The organism is Janthinobacterium sp. P210006 (genome assembly GCF_036231885.1).
Taxonomy (GTDB): domain Bacteria; phylum Pseudomonadota; class Gammaproteobacteria; order Burkholderiales; family Burkholderiaceae_D; genus Janthinobacterium; species Janthinobacterium violaceinigrum.
In genome coordinates, this window is the sequence record NZ_JAZARD010000003.1 from 83,716 (window position 1) to 110,277 (window position 26,562).

Genomic DNA, 26,562 nt, shown 5'->3' on the forward strand with positions numbered 1-26,562 from the left:
CTAACCTCGCCCGAAGAATTCATCAAGAAGTTTTAAGTTATGCTCAATTCCTTCTATAGAGGCTTCCAACGTAAACCGTCGAGAATTTTTATAATCCCAAAATTCTCCAGGATTAAAATAATGAGGACCTATTGCCAGAGAAGGAATCGCTATAAACCCCCCCCTATCTTGAGCTATCCGATATTCTACAACATGCTTCCTCTCCAAAAGGTATCTCACATAATAATCCTCCCCTTCCACTCCAACAGGCCTAACATTTTCAAATCTATAAACTTCTCGATTTCCATTTTTCTCATAGTAATCGCCAATAGCATTGAAAAGAAATTCAAAACTTTCTTCATTATTTTTTAATAGCACGATAAAAACCTCCTTGTTGTATTACCTTATAGCCATTTTCCATTAGATGTTGAAATTCAAGCTTTGTAAAATAGCCGGCAGAAATCGCTGCGGGATCCGCAGTAAACACAAAACTCTTATTCTGTGCTATTTGTTGATTTAAAAAAGTTTTATTTATATCCCACATTTTATCAGCACCCAACTGCCCTTGGACAGCAGACCAGTCAGACATCGAAAAGTATGTTGAACCACGGGCCTGAGCAACCGCCTCATATGAATTACTGTTGCCTGCAATATACTTCCCTAAAACAACTTCCGAAGCGGCAGCATTGTGAGTTGAACTTATCGCTGCTTGGTTATACATTTGATGTATCAACTCAGGGGAAGATCCATCTCGATAGAAATTATTTAATTTCGCCGCTGCCTCTTGTGCTGCCGCCGAACCATTTCCACCTATACGTAATGCATCAGGTAGCAAATCATACAAATATTTCCCTTTTGTCGCAATAGAAGAAAACACTTTAGCAACAATAAAATCTGACCCGGCAATTTCCAATCCATCACGCAAACTATCTGCCATGCGAAAATGATTAGTACCAGAACGATAATCTGGAATTGCCTGCAGCATCGACTCATTTTTCGATATTGCATGTGGCACATTATTATTATCGTAAATTACTTTATTGCCATAAGAAATAGCTCTATTTGTCAACACTGCACAATCATCCTTCAGACCCGCAGCACAAACAGACGCCAACAATACATCCCTTTCCGCAGACTTCTTCGCCAAAGCTTCAGCGGTTTTACAAGACGGGTCACCTGGACTTTTGCAAGCAGCCAGTGCTGCTTCATATTGCTCCCGCTCCGAATTTTCAATGCCTACCTTGTTGTGGTTAAGGTAATTATTCGCCACCTCATTTAACGCGCTGTTTGCCCCAGCCACGCCGCCGGCCACAGCACCTACGGATGCACTAGCTGCCAACAACAATGCACTATGCAGTTCTTTAGGCAGGCCCAACTTAGCAATTTGCCCCGATAGGGCATGGGTCGTCATTTCTGCTGCCCCCGCACCTAATGCCCCACCAGCCCCGCCGACGATACCACCAATTGCAGTATGCATAGCAGTCTTAGCAAAACCACCCTCCTTCCATGTTTCTGCCAGCTCCTTACTCTGCTGCAGTAACTCGGCTTTTTTGACAGGATCTTTTTCATCATTCGCTTGCTTCGCGAGTTCTTTTGATTCCGCCAAGCGTTTGTCGGCATAATCTCCCACCTCTTTCGCCGCCGCTGCCGCAAACGCCGCCGTCACATCCATCGTCGCCTGCAACGCGGCCTTGTCAAAATTATTGCCAATCTTGCCACTGCTATCCACTCCGGTCGTCACATCGCGGTTCACACCCGCGACAGCTTCTTCCGCTCCCTTGCCCGTCGCCGCGCGCTGGGCCGCATCATCTGTGATGACCAGAGTGCCGCCGCTGATACCGCTACGTGTAGTACTGCTGGCGTTCTCGCTGAGTGCGACAATGGCAGGCAGGCCTTTGGTGATACCGCCGTCACCTCCAACATTGGTCAAGTTCTTATTCTCTTCGCCCGCCTTGCCAGCGACCGAAAATCCACCCGACACCCCCACACTGCTGCCCTTCGATATCGCATGGTTGGCAATGTCGCTGTGCGTCAAGGTCGAGGTAATCAGGCTGCTGTTTGGCTTACCCGCCTCCGTGGCGCTGATGACGGCGCCTTTCAGGTCCGTATTGCCGCCGACCTTGATCTGGAAGCCGCCGTCGCCCGCCTTGATGCCGCTTTGCTCCTGCACGCTGGCATAGTCGTTGTGCATGTTGCTCTGGCTATAGCTGCCGCTGACGCTGGCGCCAAAGCCCACGGTACCACTGACGGACATGCTCTGGCTCTTGCTGTCGAACTTGGCCAGGTCTTGCAGACTCTCCAGGTTCAGATTGCCCTTGATGTCGCCAATCACCTGGTTGGCGCTGGTCACGGCACCCTTGATGTTGGTATCGCCGCCGCTGCTGATGACCAGCTTGTCGCCCGCTTTCACATGCGTATTGAGCTGCGTCGTGCCATCTCCGTCCTCATGCCCCTTGCTGCCGCTGACGCTGGCCGTGAAGCCGAAAGACATGCCCTTGCTGCTGACACTGGCCGCCACGCCTGCCGACGCACTCAGGCTCGAACTCTTGCTGTGCTGGCTTTCCGTGTCCTGCGCGGCCAGCAGATTGACGTTGTTATCGGCATGCAGGCGAATATCGTTTTTCGCGTTCAGGTCGCTGCCCAGGATATTGATGTTGCTATCCTTGCCACCGCCCAGAGCCGTGATATTGATATTATTGCCTGTCAATACGCTACCGCTATGCGTGGTGCTGGCCGTCGTTTGCGTCTGGATGCTTTCCGAATGGCCCGCCGTCAGGCTGATGCTGATGCTTGGACCGCCTTCCTTCATCATGTCCTTGGCAGCGTCCTTGGCGGCCATGGCCGTGGTCGCCGCCGCCATGGCTGTGACGCGGCCATCCTTGGCCGTGCTGGCCGCCGAACTCATGGTTTGCAGGGTCTGAATGGCGCTGATCACGCTGCCGCCCAGAGCCAGGGTCAAGCCATCCTGCGTCGTCTTGACTTCAAATTTCCCCTTCTCATTGTCCTGGCCCGGCTTGATGGTGACGCTCTTGCCGATGATATCGAGATCGGTGGCGGCAAGAATATCGCTGCCACCTATCGTCACGTTATTGCCGGCGACCATCGTCAGCGCGCCGCCCGTGGCACCGATCGAGCTGCGCGCCTCGCCGCTTTGCAAGGTGGCGTCGCGCTCCTGGTCCACCGTCGTAGTCTTGGTGCCGTAGCTGAAGCCGATGCCGCCACTGCTCATGAAACCGCTTTTCTTGGTACTGGAATGGTGCAGCTCGTACACGGTATTGGTGGCCGCGTCGATCGTGATGTTGTTACCTGCCAGTAAACGCGTCGCATCGTCGCTCAAGATGCTCGAGCCGGTGACTTGCAGATCGTGCCCCGCCTGCACCGTCACGCTGCTGCCGCCCAGCGAAGTGCCGATCGCCGTGGTGGTATCGACCACATCGTGCTTGGTCGTCGTGGTCTTGTTCCAGAAGCCCTCCTTCGTCGATTTGCTGGCGGTATCGCTCACTTCATTCTGGAAACCATTGACCAGGCTGATGTCATTGCCCGCCAGCAGGCCCAGCGTCCCGTTCGCCTGCACGTCCGCCGCACGCGCCGTCAGATCATGGCCCGCCTGCAAATTGACGTTGCCGGCGCCCATGATCTGGCTGCCCACTTCCCCCGTCTTGCTCTGCTTGCTGTAATTGTCGGCGTTGCGTATGTCATTGTGGGTGGAGGCCACGGTGACGGTATTGAGGGTCAGGTTATTGCCCGCAATCACGCTGGTCTGGCCATTCACGCCCGCGTTGGCGATCACGCCGCCCGTTACCGTCACATCGCGCCCTGCCTGCACGACGAGGGCATTGCCTTTGTCCGTGCCCGTCACGTACATGCCTGCCGTCGAGCCGATGGTGGTGCTGGTCGACGTGTAGCCTGGCCCGTCCTGGCTGGCATTGCTGACGGTGGTGCTGACCACGTTGATATCGCGGCCTGCACTGGCCAGCAACTGGGATTCCGCCACAACGCTGCCGCCGCGGTTATTGATGTCATTGCCGGCGATCAGCGCCACTTTGTCGCCGTGTACTTCGCCTGCCTGCTGCTCGATACGCTTGGCCGACAAGCCGCTGCCGGAGGTAGCCACCACCGTATCGACGCTCAGGTCGCGCCCGGCAGAGATTGCCGTGACGCCGCCCGGCCCGGTATTGCTGACAATACCGCCAGCAATACTGACATCCCTTCCCGCAGACAGCACCAGGCTGCTGCCACTGGCCGTATCGCCACTCACGTACAGCCCTGCCACCCGCCCCAGATAGCGCCCGTCTTCCAGCGTATTGGTGGAAATATTAATGTCGCGTCCCGCGCTCGCCTGCAGTGCGCTATTGGCCGAAATGGTACCGCCGATATTATTCAAATCGTTGCGCGCCGCGATGCCGACGTTATCGGCACCGACACGCCCCCCCAGATTGCTGACATTCTCCGCATTCAGCAACACGACTTCACGGCCGGCAATGGTGCCGCCATTCACCAGGTCGCCCGACAAGCGGATATCGACCTCCTTGCCTGCCAACAGACTGCCGGCGCCATCGAGGTCGTCTTCACGCACGCGCACGTAGACTTGCGGCACAAGCACCTTTTGCGTGGAACCATCGGCCAAGGTCACGTCCTGCTCCACCAGCCAGACGATATCGCTGGTCAGCGCCGCCATCTGTGCCGGTGTCAGCGCCAGACCGGGACGCAGGTCCCAGGTCTGGGCAAAGGCGGCACCGGCATCCATCAGTCCCCGATACTGCTGGTCATCGCTGGAATAGTCGCCGGTGAAGCGCTGCCCCGTCAATTCCGCGATCTGCTCGCGCACCAGGCGTTGCTCGTAAAAACCGTCGCCCAGGCGCTTTTGCGTCACTGTCGGATCGAGCTGGACCTTGCTGGTCAGGTAGTCCGACCCCGTCCAGTCCTTGTAATTGGCAAAACGGGGATCCGTTTCCACGAGGAAGCGCGATGCAGGTCCGGGACTCGTCCTGAACAGGCTGGCATTCGGAATTTGCGTGGAAGGCGACGTCGTGCGCACGACTTGCGCGCGCCCCGAAGGGTTCGCCAAAGCCACCTGGCCGATGACCGTCATGCGTCCGGCGGACGCGCCGCCGGCGCCGGCCACCTGCGCTGCGCTGCCGGTGGCGCTCGACACCGTGGCGCCATGCGCTGCGGCCATGCCGGACTGTGTGGCCTTGCCCGGCCCCGTAGCGCCTGCCGCAAGTTCCTGCTTGACGCCCGCCAGGCTGAGCGCCTGGCCAGCATTGCCGGCACGCTCGCTCCCCTGCAAGCCATTGCCGCCGCCCACTGAGGCAGGACCACCTTGCGTATTTTTCGCCAGCAAGTCCGCATCGACCTTGCCGGCACCAGCCACTCCGCCGACGGCGGCAACACCGCCATCCTGCACACTGCCGTGACCGGCTGCCTGGCCCCCGCTGCCAAGGCGTCCGCTGCCCTGCACACCGCCGGTCCCGCCTACCGCAGCGGGTCCGCCTTGCGTCCCACCTGCCAGCAAGGCAGGATCGACCGTGCCAGCCCCGGCGGCACCGCCAACGGTACCTACAGCGCCGCCCTGTACGCCCCCGTGCCCGGCCGACTGGCCAGCGTTGCCGAGACGCCCGCTACCTTGCAAGCCGCCGGTCCCCCCTACCGCATCGGGTCCGCCTTGCGTCCCACCTGCCAGCAAGGCGGGATCGACCTTGCCAGCCCCGGCGGCACCGCCAACGGTACCTACAGAGCCGCCCTGTACGCCCCCATGCCCGGCCGACTGGCCAGCGTCGCCGAGACGTCCGCTACCTTGCAAGCCGCTGCCTCCGCCGACCGCGCCGGGACCACCCTGCGAGTCACGCGCCAGCAGGGCCGAATCAACCGTGCTGGCGGCGCCGCTTCCTGTGGCCGCGCCGGCGGAACCGCCCTGCACCGCGCCATGGCCGGCTGTTTTCCCCGCGTTGCCAATCCGGCCACTGCCATCTTGGCTACCTTGCGCTGCCACGGCAGCCGCGCTCTCGCCATCGGCCCCCACCGTGGCGCGGCCAGTGTCGATGCCCAACGTTGACGTCTGTCCGCCCGCACCCGTGGCGCCGGCGACGGCCGAACCGCTGAGCGCGTCGACATTGCCCACCTGCCCCGCATTGCCCGTGCCGCTGGAGCCGTTCAATGCCCCCGTGCCGCTGGCTACCCCGGCGCCTGTCCCGCCAGCAGCACTCACACCTGCAACGCTGCCAGGCGTGCCACTCACTGCCGTGTGCGTCACATTTGCATTGGTGGCGCCGGTGGCGCTGGTGCCGCCATTGACGCCGCTCACGCCTGCCGACGATGGCGATGCGTTTGGCGTTTTTTGATAAATCTGTTTGACCGGATCCGCCGAGCTATGTTCGACCGGCGTCAGGTTCTGCTCTCCCATCGGTTTCTGAACATAGCCACCCCAGGCGCTCGATGGCATATACAAGACATTCTCGGATGTTCCCGTCTCCTTCGAATAGGTATGCAGATCAACTGGCGGATTGACAAGCGCGGTTCCTTCCATGTAGAGCTTCCCACCTGCAATGACATGGCTTTGCTCGTTGCGCGCATCGCTGGAGCGAATCGTCACATTGCCACCCGCCAGCAGTTTCGCCGGATCGGTATCCACCACGGTTTCTGTACGCGAGGTACGTGTCAGCCGGTAGATGACGTACTCTTTTTGTACTATCCCATTTGCATCAACAATCTGACCACCTACGCTTCGAAAGCGCTTGTCCTTTTCACCAGGGAGCAGGCTCCCGTACTCTATGACACTTACGGTCCCGCTATCGAGCGTCTCGATCCTGAAATGCGTATTTAAATTTCGGAACTGACTCGCCCCCATCTCCAGATTCCCCAGCGCCTCGATCGTCGCACTCGCATTCGTCACCGATCCCGCCCAGCCCGTGGCGATGCGGTTGCCGTCCAGATAGCCGCCGATGGAAATATCGCCGCCGCTGAAGATCAGGCTGTGCTCGCGGTTGTTGAGTGTCGTCACGCCAATGTCGAGGCGGGTGCGTGCGGCGATGGTGGCCGCCACGCCGCCTTCCACGTCGTTGTTGATGGTGCCGCCGCCGATGCTCAGATGGTCGCCGTAGATGCGGCCCGTGCCCATGTTGTTCAGCGTGCCGACGTTCAGTTCCGTGTTGATGCCGTCGATCACGCCCCGGTTGTTCAATACGCCGCCGACGTTGACGCGCGTCGTGCCCGCATTGATGTCGCCCGTGGCCGTGTTATCGAAATTGGCCGCGCCCAGGGTCAGGGTGCTGCGCGCCTGGATCTTGCCGGCATTGGTCAGCAATCCGCCGATAGTGATACCGGCATTGCCATTGGCCATGATCTCGGCACCCGCGTTCAGCGTGAAATTGCCGGCCAGGTCCAGCGCCAGGTCTTGCTGCGACAATACCTTGCCGTCGCCGCTCAAGCTGCCTGCGCGGATATCGGTGCGCTGGCCACCGATGATGGTGCCGCCCGTGTTGGTGATGGCCAGGCCACGGCCGGGGCCGTTATCCTGCAACGACAGCGTGCTGCCGGCACTCAACATGCCCAGGGTATTGTTGATGCTGCCTGCGCTGTTGATCGCCAGGTTGCCGTCCGCGCGCACCGCACCCTGCACATTGCTGACATTGGCGCTGTTCAAGGTCACGTGCACGCCTTCGATGCCCTGGTTCGCACCCAGGGTGCTGGCATTGTCGATGGCGCCGCCCGTCACGGTAACGGCCGCGCCGGAGCGGATCAAGCCTTGCTGGTTGTTGATACTGCCGCCACCCGCGTTCAAGCCGATATTACCCAGCACCTGGATTTGCCCGCCCTGGTTTTGCAAGCCGCTCAGGGCCAGGTCCAGCGCCGACTTGCCCACCACCTGGCCGCCGCGGTTGTCCAGCTGGCCCACGCTGCCCGTGATGTTGCCGGCCGCACCCAGATAGCCGCCCGCATTGTTCCAGCTGCCCGTTTGCAGGGCCAATCCTGCGCCGCTGCTGATGCCGCCCGCGCTGCCCGGATGGCGCACCGCATACGCGCCCGCATTGGTGTTGAGTAAAGCATTGCCGTGCGTATCGATGGTCATGGCGCCGCCCGACTGCAGCAAGCCGCCATCGTTGTTCAGCAGCCCCGTCTGCAAGTTGACGGTGCCCGTGCCCGCCAAGGTGCCCTGGGTGTTGTTGAAGGCCTGGCCATGCGTATCGAGCGTGACGTTCGCGCCCGCGATGGTGCCCAGCCCGTTCGACAGGCCGCCATTGCGCAGGATAATATCGCCGCCCGACTGCAGGGTGCCGCCGTCGTTGACGGTGGCGCCCGTGGACGTGACCGTCAACAGGCCCTGCACCGAAGCCAGCTTGCCGCCGGCGCTGTTGTCGATGCTGGCCGCGTTCACGCTCACGTTGCCCGTGGCCGCCAGCATGCCGCCCGCATTGTTCAATGCCTGCGTCACATTTGCCGTCAGCTGCCCTCCTGCCGTGGCGCTGCCGCCCTGGTTCAGCAGATTTCCGGCACCCAGCACGACATTGCCGCCGCCGGCGATGGCGCCGCCATGGCGGTTGTCGAGCACGCTGCTTGCCGTCACCGTCAGGTTGGCCGTACCGGCCGCCTGCAGCTTGCCGCCCTGGTTATCGAGGCTTGGTGCGACGATATTCGTGTTGCCGTTGCTGGCGATGGTGCCGCCGCGGTTATCCAGGCTGGTCGTCAGTTGAATGCTGGTGTCGCCTTTGCCCAGCTGCGTCAGGTTGCCGCCGCCATTGTCCAGAGTGCTACCCGTCACGCTGATTTGCTGCGCGATGGTGCTGGCGTTGCGGTGGTCGATGGCGCCGGCCGTGACGACCAGCGCGCCATTGCCCGTGATCTGTCCGCGCTGGTCGTTCAGCTGGTTCGCTTGCAGGCTCAAGGTGCCGCTGCCCGCATGCTCGATCTTGCCATCCGTATTCGTCAGCGTACCCGCTTTCAGGCTCAGGTTGGCGCTGTTGACGGCGATACGCCCGCCCGTGTTGTCCAGCACGCCCGCTGGCGATGTCAGGTCGATGGCCGTATTGCCGGCCCCCGTCTGCACGATGCTGCCTTGCTGGTTGTTCAGGTTACCAACGCCAACGGCCAGCTGGCCTGCGCTGATATCGCCGCGCTGGTTGGTCCACGTCTGGCCAGTCCCGCCTGCCGTAATGGTCAGGGCGCCCGGCGTGGTGACCACGGCGCCGCTGGTGCTAACGTCGCCCGTTGTCGCCGTCAGACTGATATTGCCGGCGCTGCTGCGGCTGCCACCGAGGTCGACGCTGCCGCCGCTCAGGACGGCATTGCCTGCCGCCAACACTTGCCCATGGGCACCCAGCGCCTGCTGCGCCGTGACCTGCAAGTTGCCGCTCGTTTGCAGGCTGCCATCGGCTTTCACACCCGCGCCGATCAGGCTGGCTGCGCTGCTATTGACACTGTTGGCGCTGATGGTGTTGTTGCCCTGGGCCAGGATCACGCCGGTATTTTCCAGCGCCCCCGTCACGGTCAGTACCTGCTCTGCGCCGGCAAACAGGCTGCCGCTGTTGCGCACGCTGCCCGCCGCCGTCGTCAGATTGCCGCTGGCAACGATGCTGCCCTGCGCATTGAGCAGCTCGTCCATCGTCAATTGCGCATTGCCGCCCGCCGCTTGCAGCTGGCCCAGGGTGTTGTCCACCGTGCCGCCAGCCACGGTCAGGTCGCGGCCGGCAATGATCACGCCGGAGGTATTGTCCAGCTTGCCCGTCGCCGCCACATTGACATCTTGTGCGGACGCAATACGGCCATGGTCATTCAACAAGGCGCCCGTTTCCACGCGTACATTGCCATTTGCCTCGATCTTGCCGCCGCTATTGTCCAGGCGCGTGCTGGCCAGCACTGTTGCCGCACTCGTGCCCAGCTGCGTAATCTGCCCCTGGCGATTGTCGAGGATGCCGGCGGAGACGTTCACCTGCTGCGCCAGCAGGCTGGCATTGCGGTGATCGAGGTAACTGGCCGCCACCTGCAGCGCGCCATTGCCCGTCAGCTGGCCCCGCTGGCCATACAGATTCGTGGCGCGGATCTCCAGCACGCCCTTGCCCGCATGTTCGATCTTGCCGTCGATATTCGTCAGGTCGCCCGCCTGCAGGCGCAGGTTGGCGCTGTTGACGGCGATGCGCCCGCCCGTATTGTCCAGCACGCCCGTCTCGATGACGGTGTCGCCCGTGCCCGTCTGTATCAAGCTACCCTTGGCGTTGTCCAGGTTGGCCACGCGCAAGGACAATTGCCCCGCACTCAAGCTGCCGCCCTGGTTCACCAATGCCTGCCCGTTGGCGGCATTGGCCGTGATGCTCAATAGGCCATTGGTCGACACGACGGCCTTGCTGGTCGTCACATTGCCCGCCAGGGCCGTCAAGCCGATATGCGCCGCACTGGTCTGGCTGCCGGCCACGTCGACCGACGCGCCCGTCAATTGCAGCTGGCCGGCTGCCATGTTCTGGCCGCCAGCCTGCAAGATACCATTCGTTTTTACCGTCAAGTCACCGGCCGAAGCAAAGCTACCATCGGCGCGCATGCCCGCTGCCAGCAGGCCGTTGCCGCTCAGACTGCCCGCCGTGATCGTCGTATTGCCCAGGGCGGCCAGCGACCCCGTATTGCTCAGCAAGCCGCCGATCTCCAGGCTCTGGTTGCGTCCCGCATACAGCACGCCCGCGTTGAGCACGTCGCCGCTGACCTTGGCCGTGATATCCGTACCCGCGCTGAGCATGCCTTGCGCATTGCGCACGCTGGCCGCGTCCAGGCGCATGGCGCCAGTGCCCGCCTGCAGCAAGCCGCGCGTATTGTCGATGGCGCCGCCCAGGTGCAGATCGGTTGCCGCCGCAATCACGCCGTCTGTATTGACGAGTGTGCCGGTGCTGACGATATCGGCGGACGTGGCCGAAGTGATCTTGCCTTTGGTGTTGTCCAGGCTGCCGGTCTGCACCGACAAGGTGCCGTTGCCGGCCATCTCGCCACTCGTATTGTCCAGCAAACCCGTGACGGCGACGTGCATATTACCGGTACCCGTCTGCAGCAGATGGCCGCCCCGGTTGCTCAGGCTGTCGGCCTGCACGTTCAGGGAGCGTCCCGTCGTGGTGGCGTTGGCGTGGTCAAGCAGGCCGGCCTTCAGATCGACGGCGCCATTGCCGATGATGCTGCCGCCGGCGCCCTGCAAGGTGGCTGCCGTGATGGCCAGGGTGCCGGCACCCGCATGCTCAATCTTGCCGCCCGCATTCGTCAAGGTGGCCGCGCCCAGGGTCAGATTGGCGCTATTGACGGCGATGCGCCCGGCGCTGTTGTCGAGATTGCCCGTCTGGATGACGGTATCGCCTGTGCCCGTCTGGATCACGGTACCCTTGGCGTTGTCGAGATTGCCCACGTGCAGGTCGAGCTGGCCTGCCTGCACCGTGCCTTCCGTGTTGTGCAAGGTGGCATTGCTCGTGATGTTGAGCGCACCTGGCGTCGTGACCACCGCCTTGTTCGTGCTGACGTCACCCGTTGTTGCCGTCAGGCCGATGTTCGCGGCGCTGGTCTGGCTGCCTGCCAGATCCACGCTGGCGCCTGTCAGCGTCGCCTTGCCCCCAGCCAGGTTCTGGCCGTGCGCGGCCAGCGTTTGTGTTGTACTGATCGTCAGGTCGCCAGTTGTGCCCAGCTTGCCATCGGCCTGCATGCCCGCGCCAATCAGGCTGCTTGCGCTGCTGTCGAGGGTTTTCGCCGTCAGGCTGGTGTTGCCCTGCGCGGCGATCACGCCCGTGTTCGTGATGGCGCCACTGGCGTTCAAGGTCTGGTTGCCGGCAGCATACAGGCTGCCGGTGTTGTCCAGGCTAGCCAAGGTGGCGTTCAAGTTGGCGCCAGCAAACACGTTGCCGGCCGTATTGTTGAATTTGCCGGCATTCAGCGTGGCATCCCCGGCCACTGCCTGCAATTGGCCCTTGGTGTTGTCGATATCGCCACCGGACAATGCCAGATGGCGTCCCGCGGCCACCGTGCCTTCCGTGTTGTCCAGGCTGCTCACGTTCAATGTGGCATCCTGCGCCGCCACGATGCGGCCCGTGTTGTTCAGCAAAGTGTTTGCCTTGACCAGCGCATCGCCATTGCCCTCGATCTTGCCGCCCGTGTTGTCCAGCTGGCCGGTAGCCGCCACCGTCATCAGCCCGGTACCCGTCTGTGCCAGGCTGCCGGCACGGTTGTCCAGGCTGCCGGCGTTGATGGTCAGCTGGTTCGCCACCGTCGTGGCATTGCGGTGGTCGAAGGTGGCTGCCGTGATGTCCAGCTTGCCATTGCCCGTGATCTTGCCGTACTGGTTGTTGAATTGCCCTGCGTTAATCGCCAGCACGCCGGCGCCTGCATGCTCCAGCTTGCCATTGATATTCGTCAGCACCGTCGCGTTCAGGGCCAGGTTCGCGCTGTTGGCGGCGATGCGGCCCGCCGTGTTGTCCAGCTTGCCTGTGGTGATGACGGTGTCGCCCGTGCCCGTCTGCACGATCTCCCCGCTGGCGTTGTTTAGATTCGCCACGTTCAGCTGCAACTGTCCGCCAACCAGCTGGCCCTGGTTATTTACCAGTGACTGGGCGTTATGTGCGTTGGCGGTGATGGCCAGCAGATTGCTCGCGGAAATCACCGCCTTATTCGTCACGACATCGCCAGTATTTGCCGTGATGGCGATGTTTGCCGCGCCAGTCTGGCTACCCGACAAATCGACCGATGCGCCAGTCAACTGAGCGCTACCCGCCGCCAGGTTCTGCCCGCTCGCCTGCAAGACGCCATCCGCGTTGATGGTCAGATCACCTGCCATGCCCAGGCTACCGTCCGCTTTCACTCCAGCGCCCAGCAAGCCGCTGCTGGTCACTTTGCCAGCGGTAATATGGGTATTGTTGACGGAAGCAATCGATCCCGTGTTGTTCAACAGACCACCCACCGTCAGTTGCTGGTTGCGGCCTGCGTACAGCAGGCCAGCGTTGCTCAGGTCACCGCTCACTTTCGCCGTCAGGTCCGTGCCGGCGCTGACCGTCCCCTGCTGGTTCAGCAAGGTCGCAGCATCCAGACGCAAGGTATCCGCTTGCAATACACCTCGGGTGTTGTCCAGCGCGGCGCCGCCGACGTGCAAGTCAGCAGTCGCGGCAATCACGCCGTCGGTATTGTTCAGTACGCCCTTGCTGACGATGTCCGCCGACGCAGCGGACGTGATGCGGCCCTTGCTGTTGTCCAGCACGCCCACCTGCAGATTCAATGTCCGCGTGCCTGCGTGCTCGATCTTGCCTTCTTTGTTTGTGACGCTGACGGCATCGATGTGCAAGTTTGCGCTGTTGACGGCGATACGGCCAGCCGTATTGTCCAGATTGCCGGTGACGATGCTGGTATCGCCAATACCAGTCTGTAAGACTGTGCCCTTGGCATTGTCCAGATTGCCCACGTGCAGGTCGAGCTGGCCCGCCTGCAAGGTACCTTCCGTGTTATGCAGGGTCGCGTTGCTCGTGACGTTCAATGTGCCCGGCGTCGTCACCACGGCCTTGTTCGTACTGACATCGCCTTTGGTTGCCGTCAGGCCGATGTTCGCGGCGCTGGTCTGGCTGCCGCCGATGTCGAGCGTGGCGCCTGTCAGTTTGGCATTGCCTGCCGCCAGGACCTGGCCATGCGTAGCCAGCGTTTGCGTGGTATTCAGGGTCAATTCGCCAGCCGCGCCCAGCTTGCCATCGGCCTGGATGCCGGCACCAATGAGGCTGCTTGCGCTGCTGTCGAGCGTCTTTGCCGTCAAGCTGGTATTGCCCTGCGCGGCGATCACACCCGTGTTCGTGATGGCGCCACTAGCGTTCAAGGTCTGGTTACCGGCTGCGTACAGGCTGCCCGTATTGTTCAGACTGGCCAGTGTCGCGTTCAGGTTGCCGCCGGCAAACACGTTGCCTGCGGTATTGTTCAGGTCAGCCACGTTCAGGGTGGCATTACCGGCCACGGCCTGCAATTGCCCCTTGGTATTGTCGATGTCGCCACCGGACAGCTGCAGATGACGTCCTGCCGCCACCGTACCTTGCGTGTTATCCAGGCTGCCCACCGTAAGCTCAGCGTCCTGCGCCGCCACGATGCGACCCGTGTTGTTCAGCAAGGTGGTTGCCTTTACCAGCGCATCGCCGTTACCCTCGATCTTGCCGCCCGTATTGTCCAGCTGGCCGGTGGCCGCCACCGTCATCAGGCCGGTACCCGTCTGCGCCAGGCTGCCAGCACGGTTGTCCAGGCTGCCGGCGTTGATGGTCAGCTGATTGGCCACCGTCGTCGCCTTGCGGTGGTCGAAGGTGGCTGCCGTGATATCCAGCTTGCCATTGCCCGTGATCTTGCCATACTGGTTGTTGAACTGGCCCGCGTTGATGGCCAGCACGCCCGCGCCTGCATGCTCCAGCTTGCCATTGACGTTCGTCAACACCATCGCGTTCAGGGCCAGGTTCGCGCTGTTGGCGGCGATGCGACCCGCCGTGTTGTCCAGCTTGCCTGTCGTGATGACGGTATCGCCCGTGCCCGTCTGCACGATCTCGCCGCTGGCGTTGTTCAAATTCGCCACGTTCAGCTGCAACTGGCCGCCCACCAGCTGGCCCTGGCTATTTACCAGTGACTGGGCGTTATGTGCGTTGGCCGTAATGGCCAGCACGTTACTCGCGGAAATCACCGCCTTGTTCGTCACGACATCGCCAGTAGTTGCCGTGATGGCGATGTTTGCGGCGCCCGTCTGGCTGTTCGACAGATCCACACTGGAACCCGTCAGCGTCGCACTGCCTGCCGCCAGGTTTTGTCCGCTCGCTTGCAGCACGCCATCGGCATTAATCGTCAGATCGCCCGCCGTACCCAGGCTACCATCGGCTTTCACACCGGCGCCCAGCAGGCCGCTGCTGGTGACTTTGCCAGCGGTAATATGGGTGTTGTTGACGGAGGCAATCGATCCCGTGTTGTTCAGCAATCCCCCCACCGTCAGTTGCTGGTGGCGGCCCGCGTACAGCAGCCCCGCGTTGTTCAGGTCACCGCTCACTTTGGCCGTCAGGTCCGTGCCCGCGCTCACTGTCCCTTGCTGGTTCAGCAAGGTCACAGCATCCAGACGCAACATGTCCGCCTGCAAGACGCCGCGCGTGTTATCGATATTCACGCCACCCACATGCAAATCGGCAGTCGCTGCCATCACGCCATCGGTATTATTCAGCGCTCCCTTGCTGGTAATGCTCGCCGATGCAGCGGACGTGATGCGGCCCTTGCTGTTGTCCAGTACGCCCGCCTGCAGATTCAAGAGGCCCGTACCCGCATGTTCGATCTTGCCATCGCGGTTCGCCAGCGTGGCCGCATCGATGTTCAAGTCTTTGCTGTTGACGGCAATGCGGCCCGCTGTATTGTCCAGACTGCCGGTGACGATGCTCGTGTCTCCCATGCCCGTCTGCAAGATGGTGCCCTTGGCGTTGTCCAGGTTGCCTACATGCAGATCGAGCTGGCCTGCCTGCAACGTGCCTTCCGTGTTGTGCAAGGTGGCATTGCTCGTGATGCTCAATGTGCCTGGCGTCGTCACCACCGCCTTGTTGGTACTGACATCGCCCTGGGTTGCTGTCAGGCCGATGTTGGCGGCGCTGGTCTGGCTGCCTGCCAGATCCACGTTACCGCCTGTCAGGTTAGCGTTGCCCGCCGCCAGATTTTGGCCATGTGCAGCCAGCGTTTGTGTCGTGCTGATCGTCAGGTCGCCAGCTGTCCCCAGCTTGCCATCAGCCTGCATCCCTGCGCCGATCAGGCTGCTTGTGCTGCTGTCGAGCGTCTTTGCCGTCAGGCTGGTGTTGCCCTGCGCGGCGATCACGCCCGTGTTCATGATGGCGCCACTAGCGTTCAAGGTCTGGTTACCGGCTGCGTACAGGCTGCCCGTGTTGTTCAGGCTGGCCAGTGTCGCGTTCAGGTTGGCGCCGGCAAAGACGTTGCCTGCAGTATTGTTCAAGTTCGCCGCAGTCAGGGTAGCGTTGCCGGCCACGGCTTGCAATTGGCCCTTGGTATTGTCGATGTCGCCACCGCTCAATGCCAGGTGACGCCCTGCCGCCACCGTACCTTCGGTGTTGTCCAGGCTGCCCACGTTCAATGTGGCATCCTGCGCCGCCACGATGCGGCCCGTATGGTTCAGCAATACCTCGGCGTTGACCAGCGCATCGCCATTGCCCTCGATCTTGCCGCCCGTGTTGTCCAGCTGGCCGGTAGCCGCCACAGTCATCCGTCCCGTACCCGTCTGCGCCAGGCTGCCGGCACGGTTGTCCAGGCTGCCCGCGTTGATGGTCAGCTGGTTGGCCACCGTCGTCGCATTGCGGTGATCCAGGGTAGCTGCCGTGATATCGAGCTTGCCATTGCCCGTGATCTTGCCGAACTGGTTGTTGAATTGCCCCGCGTTGATGGCCAGCACGCCCGCGCCTGCATGCTCCAGCTTGCCATTGACGTTCGTCAGCACCGTCGCATTCAAGGCCAGGTTCGCGCTGTTGGCGGCGATGCGGCCCGCCGTGTTGTCGAGTTTTCCCGTGGTAATGACGGTGTCGCCGGTGCCCGTCTGCACGATCTCGCCGCTGGCGTTGTTCAGGTTCGCCACGTTCAGCTGCAACTGGCCGCCCACCAGTTGGCCCTGGCTGTTCACCAACGACTGGGCGTTATTTGCGTTGGCGGTGATGGCCAGCAGATTGCTGGCGGAAATCACCGCCTTGTTCGTCAGTACATCACCAGTAGTTGCCGTGATGGCGATGTTTGCCGCACCCGTCTGGCTCCCCGACAGATCCACACTGGAACCCCTCAGCGTCGCACTGCCCGCCGCCAGGTTCTGGCCGCTCGCCTGCAGCACGCCATCGGCATTGATGGTCAAGTCGCCCGCCGTACCCAGGCTGCCGTCCGCTTTCACGCCAGCGCCCAGCAAGCCACTGCTGGTGACTTTGCCAGCGGTAATATGGGTGTTGTTGACGGAAGCAACGGAGCCACTGTTGTTCAGCAAGCCACCGACCGTCAGTTGCTGGTTGCGGCCCGCGTACAGCAGCCCCGCGTTGTTCAGGTCACCACTCACTTTGGCTGTCAGGTCCGTGCCAGCGCTCACTGTCCCCTGCTGGTTCAGCACATTCGCGGCATCCAATTGCAAATTATCCGCCTGCAACACGCCGCGCGTGTTATCCAGCGCAGTACCACCCACCTGCAGGCCAGTGGTCGCGGCGATCACGCCATCGGTATTGTTCAACGTACCTTTACTAACGACAGAAGCAGCTGCCGACGAGGTGATGCGGCCCTTGCTGTTGTCCAGCACGCCTGCCTGCAAATTCAACGTCCCCGTGCCTGCATGCTCGATCTTGCCGTCCTTGTTGGTAACGCTGACGGCATCGATGTTCAGGTTCTTGCTGTTGACCGCGATGCGCCCCGCTGTATTGTCCAGACTACCGGTGACGATGCGCGTGTCGCCCGTGCCCGTCTGCAAGATAGTGGCCTTGGAGTTATCCAGATTGCCCACATGCAGGTCGAGCTGGCCTGCCTGCAACGTGCCTTCCGTGTTGTGCAGGGAGGCGCTCGTCGTCACATTCAGCGTGCCCGCCGTTGTCACGACAGCCTTGTTGGTACTGACATCACCCGTTGTTGCCGTCAGACCGATGTTCGCGGCGCTGGTCTGGCTGCCTGCCAGATCCAAGCTGGCGCCCGTCAGATTGGCATTGCCTGCCGCCAGATTCTGGCCATGTGCGGCCAGCGCTTGTGTTGTGCTGATCGTCAGGTCACCGGTCATGCCCAGCTTGCCATCAGCCTGCATGCCCGCACCGAGCAAGCTGCTTGCGCTGCTGTCGAGGGTTTTCGCCGTCAAGCTGGTATTGCCCTGCGCCGCGATCACGCCCGTATTGACAATGGTGCCGCTGGCGTTCACAGTCTGGTTACCGGCTGCGTACAGGCTGCCCGTGTTGTTCAGGCTGACCAGTGTCGCGTTCAGGTTGGCGCCGGCAAACACGTTGCCTGCGGTATTGTTCAAGTTCGCCACATTCAAGGTAGCGTTGCCGGCCACGGCTTGCAATTGACCCTTGGTATTGTCGATATCGCCACCGGACAGCTGCAGATGGTGCCCAGCTGCCACCGTGCCTTCCGTGTTGTCCAGGCTGCCCACGTTCAATATGGCATCCTGCGCCGCCACGATGCGGCCAGTGCTGTTCAGCAGGGTGGCTGCCTTCATCAGCGCATCGCCATTGCCCTCGATCTTGCCGCCCGTGTTGTCCAGCAAGCCGGTAGCATTGATGCTCATCAGGCCGGCACCCGTCTGCGCCAGGCTGCCGCTGCGGTTGTCCAGGCTGCCAGCGCTGATGGTCAGCTGGTTCGCGATGGTGGTCGCATTGCGGTGGTCGAAGGTGGCTGCCGTGATGTCCAGCTTGCCATTGCCCGTGATCTTGCCGGACTGGTTGTTGAACTGGCCCGCATTGATGGCCAGCACGCCCGCGCCTGCGTGCTCCAGCTTGCCATTGATGTTCGTCAGCACCGTCGCGTTCAGCGCCAGGTTAGCGCTATTGGCGGCGATGCGGCCCGCCGTGTTGTCCAGTTTGCCGGTGGTAATGACGGTGTCGCCGCTGCCCGTCTGCACGATTTCGCCGCTGGCGTTGTTCAAATTCGCCACGTTCAACTGCAACTGTCCGGCCACCAGCTGGCCCTGGCTGTTCACCAACGACTGGGCGTTGTTTGCGTTGGCGGTGATGGCCAGCACGTTGCTGGCCGAGATGACGGCTTTACTCGTCAGGACATCACCAGTAGTTGCCGTGATGGCGATGTTTGCCGCACCCGTCTGGCTGTTCGACAGATCCACACTGGAACCCGTCAGCGTCGCACTGCCCGCCGCCAGGTTCTGTCCGCCCGCCTGCAAGACGCCATCGGCATTGATGGTCAAGTCGCCCGCCGTACCCAGGCTGCCGTCCGCTTTCACGCCGGCGCCCAGCAGTCCGCTGCTGGTGACTTTGCCAGCGGTAATATGGGTGTTGTTGACGGAGGCAATGGAGCCACTGTTGTTCAGCAAGCCACCCACCGTCAGTTGCTGATTGCGGCCCGCATACAGCAGACCAGCGTTGTTCAGCGTATCACTGATGCGCGCCGTCAGATCCGTGCCGGCGCTCACTGTCCCTTGCTGGTTCAGCAAGGTCACAGCGTCCAGACGCAAATTGTCCGCCTGCAACACGCCGCGCGTGTTGTCGATATTCACACCGCCCACATGCAAGTCGGCAGTCGCTGCCATGACGCCATCGGTATTATTCAGTGTACTTTTGCTGACGATGTCAGCCGACGCAGCGGACGTGATGCGGCCCTTGCTGTTGTCCAGCACGCCCGCTTGCACCGACAAAATGCCTGTGCCTGCATGCTCGATCTTGCCGTCCTTGTTGGTGACGCTGACGGCATCGATGTTCAAGTTTGTGCTGTTGACAGCAATGCGGCCCGCTGTATTGTCCAGACTGCCTGTGACGATGCGCGTGTCGCCCGTGCCCGTCTGCAAGATGGCACCTTTTGCGTTGTCCAGATTAGCCACATGCAAATCGAGCTGACCTGCCTGCAAAGTACCTTCCGTGTTGTGCAAAGTGGCATTACTCGTGATGTTGAGCGTGCCTGGCGTCGTCACGACCGCCTTGTTCGTGCTGACGTCACCCGTTGTTGCCGTCAAGCCGATGTTGGCCGCGCTGGTCTGGCTGCCGGCCAGATCCACGCTGGCACCTGTCAGATTGGCGTTGCCTGCCGCCAGGTTTTGGCCATGCGCGGCCAACGCTTGTGTTGTGCTGATCGTCAGGTCACCTGCCGTGCCCAGCTTGCCATCAGCCTGCATACCCGCGCCAATCAGGCTGCTTGCGCTGCTGTCAAGCGTCTTTGCCGTCAGGCTGGTGTTGCCCTGCGCGGCGATGACGCCCGTGTTCACAATGGCGCCTGTTGCGGTCAGGGATTGATTCCCAGACGCATACAGGCTGCCCGTGTTGTTCAAACTGACCAGTGTCGCGTTCAGGTTGGCGCCGGCAAACACGTTGCCTGCGGTATTGTTCAAGTTCGCCACAGTCAAGGTGGCGTTGCCGGTCACGGCCTGCAATTGGCCCTTGGTATTGTCGATGTCACCACCGCTCAATGCCAGGTGACGCCCTGCCGCCACCGTGCCTTCGGTGTTGTCCAGGCTGCCCACGTTCAATGTGGCATCCTGCGCCGCCACGATGCGGCCCGTGCTGTTCAGCAAGGTGGTTGCCTTTACCAGCGCATCGCCATTGCCTTCGATCTTGCCGCCCGTGTTGTCCAGCTGGCCGGTAGCGTTCACCGTCATCAGGCCAGCACCCGTCTGCGCCAGGCTGCCGCTGCGATTGTCCAGGCTGCCCGCGTTGATGGTCAGCTGATTGGCCACCGTCGTTGCATTGCGGTGGTCGAAGGTGGCTGCCGTGATGTCGAGCTTGCCATTGCCCGTGATCTTGCCGAACTGGTTGTTGAATTGCCCTGCGTTAATCGCCAGGATGCCGGCACCTGCGTGCTCCAGCTTGCCATTGATATTCGTCAGCACCGTCGCGTTCAGGGCCAGGTTTGCGCTATTGACGGCGATACGGCCCGCCGTGTTGTCGAGTTTTCCGGTGGTAATGACGGTGTCGCCCGTGCCCGTCTGCACGATCTCGCCGCTGGCGTTGTTCAGGTTCGCCACGTTCATCTGCAGCTGACCGGCCACCAAGTGGCCCTGGCTATTTACCAGTGACTGGGCGTTATTTGCGTTGGCGGTGATGGCCAGCACGTTGCTGGCCGAGATGACGGCTTTATTCGTCAGTACATCGCTAGTAGTTGCCGTGATGGCGATGTTTGCCGCACCCGTCTGGCTACCCGACAGATCAATGGAGTCGCCCTTCAGCACGGCGCTGCCCGCCGCCAGGTTCTGTCCGCTCGCTTGCAGCACGCCATCGGCATTGATCGTCAGATCGCCCGCCGTGCCCAGACTGCCGTCCGCCTTCACGCCGGCGCCCAGCAAGCCGCTGCTCGTGACTTTGCCAGCGGTAATCGTCGTGTTATTCACGGAAGCAATCGATCCCGTGTTGTTCAGCAAGCCACCGACCGTCAGTTGCTGGTTGCGGCCCGCATACAACAGGCCCGCGTTGTTCAGGTCACCGCTCACTTTGGCCGTCAGGTCCGTGCCGGCGCTCACTGTCCCCTGCTGGTTCAGCAAGGTCGTCGCATCGAGATGCAAATTGTCCGCCTGCAAGACGCCGCGCGTGTTGTCGATATTTACACCGCCCACATGCAAGTCGGCAGTCGCTGCCATCACCCCGTCGGTATTATTCAGGACGCCCTTGCTGACGATGTCGGCCGATGCAGCCGAGGTGATGCGGCCCTTGCTGTTGTCCAGCACACCCGCTTGCAGATTCAAGAGGCCCGTACCCGCGTGCTCGATCTTGCCGTCCTGGTTCGTGACCTTGACGGCATCGATATTCAAGTTCTTGCTGTTGACGGCGATGCGGCCCGCTGTATTGTCCAGACTACCGGTGACGATGCGCGTGTCGCCCGTGCCCGTCTGCAAGATGGTACCTTTTGCGTTGTCCAGATTGGCCACATGCAAGTCGAGCTGGCCTGCCTGCACCGTGCCTTCCGTGTTGTGCAGGGAGGCGCTCGTCGACACATTCAGCGTGCCCGCCGTTGTCACGACCGCCTTGTTCGTGCTGACGTTGCCGGTTGTTGCCGTCAGGCCGATGTTGGCGGCGCTGGTCTGACTGCCGGCCAGGTCCAGGCTGGCGCCTGTCAGGGTCGCCTTGCCCCCAGCCAGGTTCTGGCCATGTGCGGCCAGTGTTTGTGTAGTGCTGATCGTCAGGTCACCGGCCGTGCCCAGTTTGCCATCAGCCTGCATGCCGGCACCGAGCAAGCTGCTTGCGCTGCTGTCGAGGGTTTTCGCCGTCAGGCTGGTGTTGCCCTGCGCGGCGATCACGCCCGTGTTCATGATGGCGCCACTAGCGTTCAAGGTCTGGTTACCGGCTGCGTACAGGCTGCCCGTGTTGTTCAGGCTGGCCAGTGTCGCGTTCAGGTTGGCGCCGGCAAACACATTGCCGGCGGTATTGTTCAAGTTCGCCGCAGTCAGGGTGGCATTGCCGGCCAAGGCTTGCAACTGGCCCTTGGTGTTATCAATGTCGCCACCGTTCAATGCCAAATGACGCCCTGCCGCCACCGTGCCTTCGGTATTGTCCAGGCTACCCACATTCAATGTGGCATCCTGCGCCGCCACGATGCGGCCCGTATGGTTCAGCAATACCTCGGCGTTGACCAGCGCATCGCCATTGCCTTCGATCTTGCCGCCCGTGTTGTCCAGCTGGCCGGTAGCGCTCACCGTCATCAGTCCGGTACCTGTCTGTGCCAAGCTGCCGCTGCGATTGTCCAGGCTGCCAGCGCTGATGGTCAGCTGGTTCGCCACCGTCGTCGCATTGCGGTGCTCGAAAGTAACTGCCGTGATATCGAGCTTGCCATTGCCCGTGATCTTGCCGGACTGGTTGTTGAACTGCCCTGCGTTAATCGCCAGGATGCCGGCGCCTGCATGCTCCAGCTTGCCATTGATGTTCGTCAGCACGGTCGCATTCAAGGCCAAGTTCGCGCTGTTGGCGGCGATGCGACCGGCCGTGTTGTCGAGTTTTCCCGTGGTAATGACGGTGTCGCCGGTGCCCGTCTGCACGATCTCGCCGCTGGCGTTGTTCAGGTTCGCCACGTTCAGTTGCAACTGGCCGCCTACCAGTTGGCCTTGGTTATTTACCAGTGACTGAGCGTTATTTGCGTTGGCGGTGAGGGCCAGCAGATTGCTGGCGGAAATCACCGCCTTGTTCGTCAGCACATCACCAGTAGTTGCCGTGATGGCAATGTTCGCCGCGCCTGTCTGGCTACTCGACAAATCGACCGATGCACCTGTCAACTGAGCACTGCCTGCTGCCAGGTTCTGTCCGCTCGCTTGCAGCACGCCATCGGCATTGATCGTCAGATCGCCTGCCGTACCCAGGCTGCCGTCCGCTTTCACGCCGGCGCCCAGCAAGCCGCTGCTGGTGACTTTGCCAGCCGTAATATGGGTGTTGTTGACGGAAGCAATGGAGCCACTGTTGTTCAGCAAGCCACCGACCGTCAGTTGCTGATTACGGCCCGCGTACAGCAAGCCCGCGTTGTTCAGGTCGCCGCTCACTTTGGCCGTCAGGTCCGTACCGGCGCTCACTGTCCCTTGCTGGTTCAGCAAGGATGCCGCATCCAGACGCAACATGTCCGCCTGCAAGACGCCGCGCGTGTTGTCCAGCGCAGTACCACCCACCTGCAAGCCAGTGGTCGCGGCGATCACGCCATCGGTATTGTTCAACGTACCTTTACTAACGACAGAAGCAGCCGCCGCCGAGGTGATGCGCCCCTTGCTGTTGTCCAGCACGCCAACCTGCACCTGCACGCTGCCATTGCCCGCAATGCTGCCGCGCGTGTTGTCCAGGGTCTGCGCCACGTCCACGCGCATTTGTCCTGGTCCTGTCTGCTGCACGGTGCCGTCGCGGTTGTCCAGATTACCGGCCTGCACGGTGACCTGCTGCCCGGACGTGATTGCCTGGCGGTGATCGATCGTCTCCGCCTGGATATCCACCAGGCCATTGCCCGTGATCTTGCCCCGTTCGTCATCGAAGCGCGTTGCTTCAAGGTGCAAGCTGCCCGTGCCCGCGTGTTCGATGCTGCCGTCGCGGTTGGTCAGCTGTTCCGCCGTCAACGCCAGGTTGGCGCTGTTGACGGCAATGCGGCCGCCCGTGTTGTCCAGGGTGCTGCCTTGCAAGGTGGTATCGCCCATCCCCGTCTGGATCACCGTGCCGCCGCGGTTGTCCAGCGATCCCGTTTTCAGGTCCAGCTGGCCCGCGCTCAAGGTGCCGCGCACGTTCGACAGGGCCTGGCTGCTGCCGGCCGCCGTCACGGACAGCAAACCCGTGGTCGTCACCAGTGCGGTATCGGTGACGACATGGCCGGTACTGACGTTCAGGGTAATCGCCGCGCCGCCCGTCTGGCTGCCGCTGAGATCAATGGCGGCAGCATGCACGCTCGTCTTGCCTGCCGCCAGATTCTGGCCATGGGCGCCGATCGCCTGCGCTGCCGTCAGTTGTAACTGGCCATTGCCGGCCAGGCTGCCGTCGGCGCGCACGCCGGCGCCCAGCAGGCTGCCGGCCGCACTGTCGATACGGCTGGCATCGATACGGTTGTCGCCTTGCGCAGCGATCACGCCGCTGTTGCTGACGGCGCCGCGCACCTGCAGCGCCTGGCTGCCGGCCGCATACAAGTTGCCGCTGTTGAGCACGTCGCTGGCCTGGGTGGCCAGGTTGCCACCGGCAAACACGCTGCCGGCCGTATTGTTCAGCTTTGCCACGGACAGACTGGCATCGCCCGCCAGCGCCTGGATCTGTCCCCGCGTATTGTCCACGTCGCCACTGTCCAGGCGCAGTGTGCCGCCCGCGGCCAGGGTCGCTTCGGTGTTGTCCAGCACGCCCGTCGACAGCACCACATCCGTGGCCGAGACGATACGGCCCTTCTGGTTTTGCGCGCTGCCCGCCTGCACGCTCAAAGCGCCATTGCTTTCCAGCGCGCCACTGCGGTTGTCCAAGCCGTTGCGCACCTGCACGCCGGTCGCTCCCTGGCCGCTCTGCGCCAGGCTGCCACCCCGGTTATCGAGGCTGCCTGCATCGATGTTCAATTTCCCAGCTACCGTGCGGGCATCGCGATGGTCGACCTGTTCCCCACTCAGCGCCATGGCGCCGTTGCTGACGATGCTGCCGCGCTGCAAGTTGACTTGGGCTGCGCCAATCTCCAGCGCACCCGTGCCCGCATGCTGGATCTGCCCGTCCTGGTTGCTCAGACTCGCCGCCTGCAGGCGCAAGGCCTGGCTGTTCGTGGCGATGACGCCGCGCGTGTTGTCCAGCGCTCCTGGCAATTGAATGGACAGGTCGCCAGCACCCAGCTGCGTGAGCTGGCCGCCCACGTTCGACAGGTCGTGCGCATGCACGCCCAATTGCTGGCCCGTCAGTTGCGCCGCATCGCTGCGCACGGTGCGCGCCGCGTCCAGCTGGAGGCGTTCGCGCGCGCTGACCTGCGCGCGGCTGGCGTCGAGGTCGCCCGCGCTGGCACCCAGGCCGACATTTGCGCCCGACACTTGCGCACCCGTCAAATCGAGCTGGCGTGCCGCCAGGCTGCTGTCGCCGCCCGCCACAGCCGTGCCGTGCACAGCCACCACATCGCCTGCCGTCACGTTCAGCTTGCCGCTAGCCGTCAAGGTGTTGTCCAGATTCAGACCTGCGGCCAGCACGGAACCCGCCGCCCCATCGATGCGCGCAACGGCGCCCGTGGCGTGCACCTCGACATTCTTCTGCGCGCCGATCACGCCGCTGTTGGCAATATTGCCCTGCGCCTGCACCTGGCTGTCGCCGCCCGCATACACGGTACCGCTGTTGGCCACGTCGCCCGTCACCGCAATGCTGGTCTGGCTGCCGCTGCCGGCCGACTGGATATTGCCGCTGTTGCTCAACCAGCCATTCGATTGCAGCACCAGGTTGCCGGCCGTGGCCGCCAACACGCCCGCGTTGCGCACGCCCAGGCCCGCTTCCGTGCCGATCAGGGTGATCTTGCCCGCGTACATGCCACCCAGCTGCGCCACGTCCAGCGCATATGCCGGGGCCGGCCCCACGCCAGCCGCAGCGCCCGCCACGCCATGCGCCGCATCGATCTGGTTAGTACCTGTGACGACTTTCAATTCCTGCGCCCAGATGCCGCCGTTGATCTGCGCGGCGCGCGCCAGGATGGCCGTGTAGTCGCTCAGCGACGTGTCCAGGCCGCGGCCGTTGATGGTGACCACGCCGCGCTGCACCATGTAGCCGTCCAGGCTGCCATCGTTGAGCATCGGCGTGCCCGTCGTCAGCACGACCCGGCTGGCGTTGATGAAACCACCGCCATCGATGGCTACGCCGGCCGGGTTGGCGATGACGACTTCGGCCCGCTGCCCCGCTACCTCGACATAGCCGCGCAGCTGGCTGGGGTTGGCCGAATTGACTTCATTCAAGATCACGCGCGCGCTGCCGCCCGCCAACCATGGATTGCCCTGCACCCAGCCACCCGTCTGCGTCTGCACGTTGCCGCGGCTGTTGTTGAGGATGGCGCCATTCGCCGTCACGTCGAACTGGCTATAGGTATTGCGCGATACCCCTGCCGCGCTTGGTGTCTGGATATTGACCTGCGTCACGCCGTTCGCGCTTTGCACCACGGTCGGACGCTGGCGGCCCGGCGCGTTCGGATCGGCCACGATCTGTCCCATGGCCGGCCCCGCCACAAAGCTCACCATGCCCAGCGCGGCAAATATTGCCAAGGCCAGCGGCCGCAACTTGCCATTCACACTGAAACTTAGCCCGCCGCCATCGCCTTCAAACACGCCGCTGTCCAAGCCGCCTTCGCCCTTGGCCGCCTTGCCTTGCGAACTAGCATTTTCGGCGACCACCATCAATTGGCCACGGCGTTTATTGAAGATGATGCGGTACAGGTTCTTGTTCATGAAATGTCCTAATGACAATTAAATGATGCGATAGAGAGAAGAGAACGGCTGATCAGTCGCGGTGTCTCAGA

2 protein-coding genes are annotated in these 26,562 nt (G+C 62.1%); both read right to left on the bottom strand.

Annotated elements, in window-relative coordinates; translation table 11 throughout:
• A complete protein-coding gene (locus VPH41_RS14610; protein ID WP_328570593.1) occupies positions 1-357 on the bottom strand; it encodes a hypothetical protein in 357 nt (118 codons plus the stop codon).
• Complete coding sequence (locus VPH41_RS14615) at positions 341-26,491, bottom strand: filamentous hemagglutinin N-terminal domain-containing protein (RefSeq protein ID WP_328570594.1); 26,151 nt, start codon at positions 26,489-26,491, stop codon at positions 341-343. The genes VPH41_RS14610 and VPH41_RS14615 overlap by 17 nt, the downstream gene beginning before the upstream one ends.
• Positions 26,492-26,562: the final 71 nt, after the last annotated feature.